General features: G+C 35.8%; 3 protein-coding genes and 3 pseudogenes. 5 read left to right on the top strand and 1 reads right to left on the bottom strand.

Annotation, left to right across the window (positions count from 1 at the left end):
- Positions 1–190: 190 nt before the first annotated feature.
- Positions 191–2899, bottom strand: a pseudogene (locus FS875_RS10695) (type ISP restriction/modification enzyme); the annotation flags it as partial.
- Here FS875_RS10695 and FS875_RS08845 point away from each other — a divergent pair.
- The 5 genes and pseudogenes from FS875_RS08845 to FS875_RS08820 all read left to right on the top strand — a co-directional run bounded on the left by FS875_RS08845 (position 2871) and on the right by FS875_RS08820 (position 7019).
- A pseudogene (locus tag FS875_RS08845) lies at positions 2871–3550 on the top strand (DNA adenine methylase). The pseudogenes FS875_RS10695 and FS875_RS08845 overlap by 29 nt on opposite strands.
- Positions 3551–4026: 476 nt before the next feature.
- On the top strand, positions 4027–4245 hold the full coding sequence (locus FS875_RS08840) for a TA system antitoxin ParD family protein (RefSeq protein ID WP_005773872.1): 219 nt from the start codon (positions 4027–4029) through the stop codon (positions 4243–4245).
- Positions 4238–4522, top strand: coding sequence for a type II toxin-antitoxin system RelE/ParE family toxin (locus tag FS875_RS08835; protein ID WP_246054788.1), 285 nt, complete (start codon positions 4238–4240; stop codon positions 4520–4522). Before FS875_RS08840 ends, FS875_RS08835 begins: the two co-directional genes overlap by 8 nt.
- An 842-nt stretch (positions 4523–5364) precedes the next feature.
- Positions 5365–6075, top strand: a pseudogene (locus FS875_RS10690) (SDR family oxidoreductase).
- Between the two features lie 11 nt (positions 6076–6086).
- Positions 6087–7019: a DMT family transporter gene (locus FS875_RS08820; protein WP_144755783.1), complete on the top strand. Its 933-nt coding sequence runs from the start codon at positions 6087–6089 to the stop codon at positions 7017–7019.
- Positions 7020–7899: the final 880 nt, after the last annotated feature.

The raw sequence follows: 7899 nt of genomic DNA, 5'->3' as shown, positions 1-7899 counted from the left end.
TATAACCTCTTAAAGGCAATCCAAATAAGGGTGTTTAAAAGTGCAAATGATTTCTTTTTAGAATAACGCATATAAACACTCCTTTTAAGATTGTATCTAATTAACTTAATAAAAGAGGTATAGATTATGCTTATAAGTTCTATACCCCTTAATAAGATTAGCATGCCCATTATAAGCATGCTTTATAAGCTTATTCAGTTTCTCTTATTTCTAATTTTGGTAAGTTCTTAACAATTTTCATTGTCTCTAAACTTACGGTAATAACTCTTTGGAATAACTCCAATGGATAAGCAGGGTTACCCACTGTCTCAATAGCATAGCGATTAGCATCATTCACAATACCACTCTTTTTGTCAGTCTTTACACATTGACGACCCATAACCCATTCAAGAGCGGGCTTGCCATTTACGATATACTCATAAGCTTCAAGAGGGATATCAGTCATTATGATATTGCTGTTATAAATAACCGTGGATTTATCCTTTTCCTTACTATCCTTAATTTTTGCGAATTTCATTTCATTCACGTAATAAAACTTTTCTGGATTAGAGATATCAGTCTGTTTGGGATTGCCTTTTTTAAAGGTCACTGGATAAGGTTCCACATCTTCATAGTTGATGTGCAAATGCCCCAGTTCACGTCCTGCTGTAACAAACATCCAAAAATCTTCAGCAGTTTTTACACAAGGGATACGAGGCAATTCTTTAGAGAGATTATCAGCATAACGAGTACGATAATCTTTTGAATGAAGTAAACCGTAAACATAATAAAACAGATTATCTTTTGTTATATTCTCATTAGGATAAGCTGCTTTAAAATGGGTTAGCCCTTCATCAGTAATAGCATCACGCCTCTGTAGTTCAGCACTGTTGCTTTCCTATATAGAATTTGTAAATAAATGAGTTTGTTTTTTATTTTTACTTTTTGAAACCGAAGCATCTTCGTAAATATGGTGTGGAAAGCATTGACTAGTATCTATTGCATGAATATTAGGCAAATTCTTAGCCATTAAAACAGAAAAACCACTTCTTGATCCCATAGAAGAAACTTGTATCACACTGTTCTCTGTTGCATGTCCTATAGGAAACATCCGCGTTTGATAAGCACCATCGCAGTTTAGAGCAGAATCACTATAAAGCCATTGTCGTATAAAAGGACGATACAAACTTTTAGTAAGGTAATTTGCCTCAAAATTGAAAGGCTTTCCTTTTACTAGATCTCGTTTAAGATTATAACTCCAACTTATCTTTTTTTCATCTGAATTAACAAAATCATTTGCAAAATTTGCACGTAACTTATGATCAACATGTCCATAAGCATTATTAAAACGTTCTACTTCACTATTATAGAAAGCAATCATATTATGCATATTACTTGCCACTACCTCACGGCTTAAATTATACGCCCAAGCATCACGACTCGTCATAATGACACGAGAAAATATCGCAAATAATTTTTTACTATGACCTTTCTTATCACTTAAAGCTAGGAATGTTTTGAAACTTTCGTCACGTTGCTTTATCCAATCATTATGTTTGTCTGGTGTAATGATTTGCCAGCCCTTTTTATCCGTAATGCCGCCAACACTACCAAAATACTCGAGAGCTGTAAGTTTTTCTTTTGTTGTGAGATTATTACCAATGTCATGATAGTAAATTTTACAATCTCCAGAAACATTGGGATTTTTGATAAATAGCGTTACCGCAATACCCGTCATGCTACCATTACCAAAAACATTCTCTCCTTCTTGAGCTTTCCCATTGCTTAACATATTTTTACGAATATCCCCCCGTAAATTAAGCACGTAAATACTCGTAAATTCTTTAGCCAAAGATTTTCGTAAACTATCCATTGTTGGCTTTTCTACGTAACCAGAACCAGAAACAAAGCCGATTATCCCAGCATTATCAATACGGTCACTAGCCCAGCGGATAGCACGGATATAACTATCATAAAGCGCTCGTGAATTCGTTACTTTCGATTGAGCGGCATAGGTCTCACGAATACGGTCATCTAATAGTGGATAAGGACTGTTTTTTGCATTATCGTTTTCGTTTTTTTGTCCTACTGAATAAGGGGGATTATCAAAGATAACTTCGATATTCAGATTTTTCTGGTGTTCTAAATATTCACTATTTTCTTTAAATAATTCTTGTAGCAGATTTTTCTCTTCAAGCATCCGATCAGTTAAACCAATATGTTTGAAGGGAATATACTCTCCTTTCATAAGACTATGATAGGTTGCTTCAATATTAATGGCTGCTATGTAATAAGCGAGCAAGACAATCTCATTAGCATGGATATCATAACGATATTTATACTCCATATCCTCTGGTTTGATCAGTTTAGATTGTAAGAGCCGTGTGATAAAGGTACCAGTCCCTGTAAAGGGGTCAAGAATAGAAACACCTCGTGATCCCAAGCTTTTTCCAAATTCATTGCGTAAGACATCATCAACAGAATGAATGATAAAATCCACAACCTCAACGGGGGTGTAAACAATCCCAAGCCTATCGGTGGTTTTCTTAAAAGCCTTGGTAAAAAAATCTTCATAAAGCTTGATAATAAGGTTTTGTCTTGCTTGGGGTTCGCTAATTCCAGAGGCACGGAATTTTACGCTGTTATAAAATTTTTGTAACTCTTTCGATACTTGCTTGATATTGGTTTTATCCAACTCAGCTAAAATCTTTTCCATCGCTTGCGAAATGGCATTGTTTTGCACAAATTCATTACCATCAAACAAGGCTTCAAATACGGGGCGTGTTACAAGATGTTGTCCTAACATCTCAAGCGCTTCCTCTCGTTTGATTTTACTGTTTAAGTTGTTTTTTAGTTCTTTGTGAAAGCTCTCAAAAGCATAATAGGCTTTACTGATTTTATCAGAAAGGATATCTTTAAGGAGAAAATTAGTTCCTTTATATGAAGTGATCAATGATCGTTCAGGTGATGTGGTGAATTTTTTTCGGGTGTTGCAACGCCATTATTACCCTTTCATGGATCTGTTGGAGTTCCAGGTGAGTAGCCATGAGGCGTTTGAACGGTTACGCACCCAAGATCCCAAGACCCTGACAGATTTAGAGCGGGCATTGCGGTTTTTATATCTGCAGCGGTTGAGTTTTGGTGGCAAAGTGGCAAAACAGACGTTTGGAGTTGATCCACACCGTGGTGCACAGTTTAATAGTCTCAAACTTGAAGCCTCCTTAAAGCTTATTTACCGTCGTTTAGCAGGTGTGACCATTGAACATTTAGATTGGTTTGAGTTTATTAGGCGCTATGATCGTCCCAACATCTTATTTTACCTTGATCCGCCTTATTGGGGTGTTGAGGATTACTATGGCAAGGATTTGTTTAAGCGAGAGGATTATCAGAGGATGTCCACACTGCTTGCACAATTAAAGGAAAAGTTTTTCTTCTGTCACTCAATGATGTGCCGGAGATTCGCAAAAGCTTTAGCCCATTTAAGATAAAAGAGGTCACCATATCTTATACATGCAGTTCAAATAATCCAATTCCAGCTCAAGAGCTCATCATCTCAAATTGCGACTTTTAGCAAAGGAGAAAAAGCTGCCTTAAAGGGTCTTTAAATGATCTTTGAAAGGTCTTTGAAGACCCTTTGAAAACCCCTTTAATTTTTTAAAAAGACGTGAATTTTAAAAATGAATTGCTGCAAAACCTGCTGACAAGCTACATACAAGACATATAGAATCAATAATTTATAGCACGACAAAAGTGCTGTGGCGGAGGGGGTAGGAATGCTATATTTATATAAAATCAATAGATTATATAGAAGTTCGGGAATTTTGATTCCGTTGATTCTTTTAACTTATTTTCCGCCTATCCCGAACCTTTTTAGAGCTTATTCTCGATCATTTAGTTCTAAATTTATCTTTTATTTTCTCTTCTTTCAGATATTAAGAAAGATGGCTGTGAGAGAAGGAATTCTGCTAAGGTTATTATGTTTCAAAGGTTGCTTTTTAACACCTTTTGAACTATATTACCACCTTATTGTAAGGTAGGAGTATAGTCATGGCTACAACTGTTAAACTGTCTGATGATCTCATTAATGAGGCTAAGCGTTACGCGTCTGTTTATAGCCGCTCGGTTCCTAAGCAAATTGAATATTGGTCGCGTATGGGCAAAATAGCCGAAGAAAATCCAGATCTCTCCTTTCAATTTATTCAAGCAATCTTACTTGGACAACAAGAAAATGCAGATGGCGATGTAACAGCATTCGAATTTGGCTGAATCTATGCAAGTTTTACAAACCCATTCATTTAAAAAAACTGTCAAAAAACTGCATGCCAACCAAAAACAAGATCTAGACCAAGCTGTTCGCGTCATTATGAAAACGCCCACCATTGGTCAAGCCAAAACAGGTGATCTTTCTGGTGTTTTTGTCTATAAATTTAAAATGGCCAAGCAATTGACGCTGCTTGCTTACAGCTATGAAGATCACACGATTACTTTGACCTTGTTAGCACTTGGCTCTCATGAAAATTTTTACCGAGATCTTAAAGCATAATATATTTTACAACTTGATAGGGGCACACAGCATTAATTTTACTAAAGTTCTCCAGTGCTAAAGGTATTAAACCAAAATTTATAGACATGATCAAGCTATATTGGGCACCTAATTGCGGCATAATATTTTTAGCTAAACCGATTGGAGGACTTTGCAGCAAAGGAGTACTGTACTCATCTGCTATTACATACCTCTAACTCGAGTTAAAAACAAAGCTCTTCCGTACACCCCAACAAATGGCTTTGTCATGATAGAACTTTACTAGATTAGAGGTAAGTCAGTAGCATCTGTTATAAATTTAACGCTTCGCACTTTCCTCGGTAAATTCAAGCCGCAAAATACTAAATACAACTAAGTCCTATAGCTCAATGCGCACATAATCATGCATGGTGTTTGTACGCTCAACAAGTTACACCTCAGTTCTCTTGCGCAAATACGAATAAGAAGGGTTTAATTTGCTAATTTTAGCTCAGTCTTAAGTACAACGTCTGGAAAGGCTACACGTGCCTGCTGCATCAACGTAATATTAATGCCATAGAAAAATCCCTTACTATCTGCTATAGCTTCATAAGGATTGCCTATAATGTAAAAAATGAAAAATAATATAAAATAAATTTACAAAAATGATTGACTAGGATATTAAAGCGCGATAACGATTCATGCAATGCAAGTCCGCAAGAGGAGATAAGGTATTGCATTTTAATTGAAGATTTAGTTTTTAAGGAAAGTAAAAGCCTTATCCAACTAAGGCTCCGTGGGGAGGGGGTCATTACGTGCAAGAACAAACATTTGTAAATTATAAGAAAAATGCTTATGAATTGGGCCTGGAGCGTTTACGCTCTATGGAATTGGTCGAGACCCCTTCAATTCTTGAAGAAATGGCCGATAAAGCAATTGTTCTAAACTTATTGAAAAATGGTCATAAGGTAGCAAGTGCAGACATCATTGATATAGAACTACCAACCTCCATCGATACGGCAAGCTTATGTAAATTGATTGTTGATATCCGCGATAAAGAAGCCATTGACTCTTCTGTCCATAAGGTTATCTCAGAATTTGGTGGTCTTGAGGTCTTAGTTAATGTAGCAGGCATTTGTTATAGTGGCGATCCAGAAACAATTGATGCTCAAGAATGAGCTGAAACATTTGATGTGAATATTAAAGGAATGTTCTATATAACAGCTGCTACTTTACCCTATCTAAAAAAGGAAATTCGCGCCGATATTATAAATATTTCATCCATATGGGGTGTAGAATACAATCCTTCTTTAATTTCATATTCTTCTTCTAAATTTGCTGTAGAGGGCTATACTGGTGGGTTGCGCTTATGGGGAATGCCACAAAATATTCGTGTTTGTTCAATCCAAGTTGATAAAGTTAATACGGATTTTCGTCGCAATTTTAAAGGATTCCCAGAGATACCTCCAGAGAATCTTGCCAAAATGCTTCACCCAGATGACGTTGCTTCCGCGGTCAACTTTATTCTTTCCTCATCTAATACCGCACAAATTTCTTCTATACGTCTCGATGCTCCACTTTGGTATCAAGTATAAGGATCTATCCAATGAAAATCACGCCCAGAATAGCTCTTGTCTTAACCCTCGTAGGAACCTTTTTTTGGGGTTCCAATTTCCAAGCCACTAAGATAGCTTTAACGACTGTTTCTCCATGGACAGCTTCTTTTGAGCGGTTTCTCATTGCCGTAATCGCCATATTTTTAATTATGATTTTCAAAGAAGGCTTGCGGTGGCATGTTTTATCGCAAAATTTTATTTCTTATATTTTCCTAGGGATTATCGGTGTGGCAGGGTTTAATGGCGCTTTATTTGTTGGCTTGCAAACGTCAAATCCCATAACAGCCTCCCTCATCATGGCGACAACCCCTATTAGTGCTAATATTATTGAAGCTATCATGAATAAATCTTTCCCAACCTGTGAGAGGGTTATAGGGATGCTCATTAGCATGTTCGGGGTCTATTTAGTCATAACAAATGGGAGATTTTTGTCTAACCATGTTTCCTTTGCCAAAGGAGATATTATGATTCTTTTAGGTTCCATTGGTTGGGCGTTCTATACCGTGGGCACGCGGTCATTTGTCAAGAACGCAACCCCGCTTGAAACAACAAGCTGGACGATGCTCTCTGGCACCGTCGCCCTTGGCGTCCTAACCTTTTTATTCGAATCCCCTCTTCAAGAAACGATGTCTATGTCCGGCGCTAGTTTATTCGCACTCCTTTGGATGGGGGTTGCAGGATCAGTTTTAGCCTACCTATTTTGGAATATTGGAATAGCGATCCGCGGTCCGGGTAAGACGGCGATATTTTTCAATTTTGTACCTATTTCAGCCTTATTGGTGCAAATCCTATTCGGCTTCATCCCTCAAATCATGCAAATCATAGGCGTTTTTGTTACGATTTTTGGAGTTCTAATCGGACAAGGCTATATATTCAGCTTACTAGGATCTAGAAAAGCCGTTCCCAATGCGCATAAAGAGTAATATACTTTTTAAGATGAATGGAAATTGGCGTGTTATTTTTCGCTTTATCGGAATAGATGTGGAGTTTGTTGATTATCAAGATTACCATTGATGAAAGGAATGAAAACAAATGACACATAACCCCGCCCATTCTAGTGAAGTTCTAAAAGTAGCTTTTTTAGAAGAAATGGGGATAACAATACAAAAATTAGCGTATCGCCCTCATATAACAAAATACGTATTTATTGTCAAATAATATTTTATCTTTTTTTGATATTTTTTTGTATTTTTTAAATACGTTGTGTATTGATAATATCTTATGATTATGAATTGCTTCTTTTATATTTATATGCGTTTAAAGCTATATTATGGGCTTTATGAAACGATTACGTTATGTTTTGAATCTATACATCTATAATATTTAAAAAGGCTCTCATAATGCGTATTTTTATCTTTATAACCTATCATGTTTTTTACTAAATGGTTTTTAAAGTTTTTGTGAATTTTGTTTATAAGGGTCTTTAATTTAAATGACCTTAATAGGCACCGCGCTCTTATAAAAAAATGCATTCATGTGCATTTTGATTATGAAGCCCTGCTTTTTTACATGTGCTTTATAGCTATTATCTTCTTTATAGCCACCGTATCATTTTTCATTGTCATAAGAGAAAGGATAAATAGGATAATTGCGATTTATAGCTTTTTATTAAAATATCTAAAGAAAGATTGATAATTATAGAAATTAGCAAAATTCCTTTTAATAGAGTTTTGTCAGTCTTGTCAGTTCTTTTTAGAGCCTATATTATTTTTTTAATGAGAGAAAATTAAAAACATTCTATTTCAATATGTTAGTATTTTAATGATACAATCTATATTGACAATACAACATTAAATACAACTG

It is taken from the genome of Bartonella saheliensis (assembly GCF_902162175.1).
Note: the sequence above shows the minus strand (reverse complement) of the source record. Positions and strands in the feature narration are given on the sequence as shown.

Excerpts from the sequence above, each read along its gene's own strand:
- FS875_RS08840 (WP_005773872.1), top strand. The coding sequence starts at position 4,027 with ATGGCTACAACTGTTAAACTGTCTGATGATCTCATTAATGAGGCTAAG.
- FS875_RS08820 (WP_144755783.1), top strand. The coding sequence starts at position 6,087 with ATGAAAATCACGCCCAGAATAGCTCTTGTCTTAACCCTCGTAGGAACC.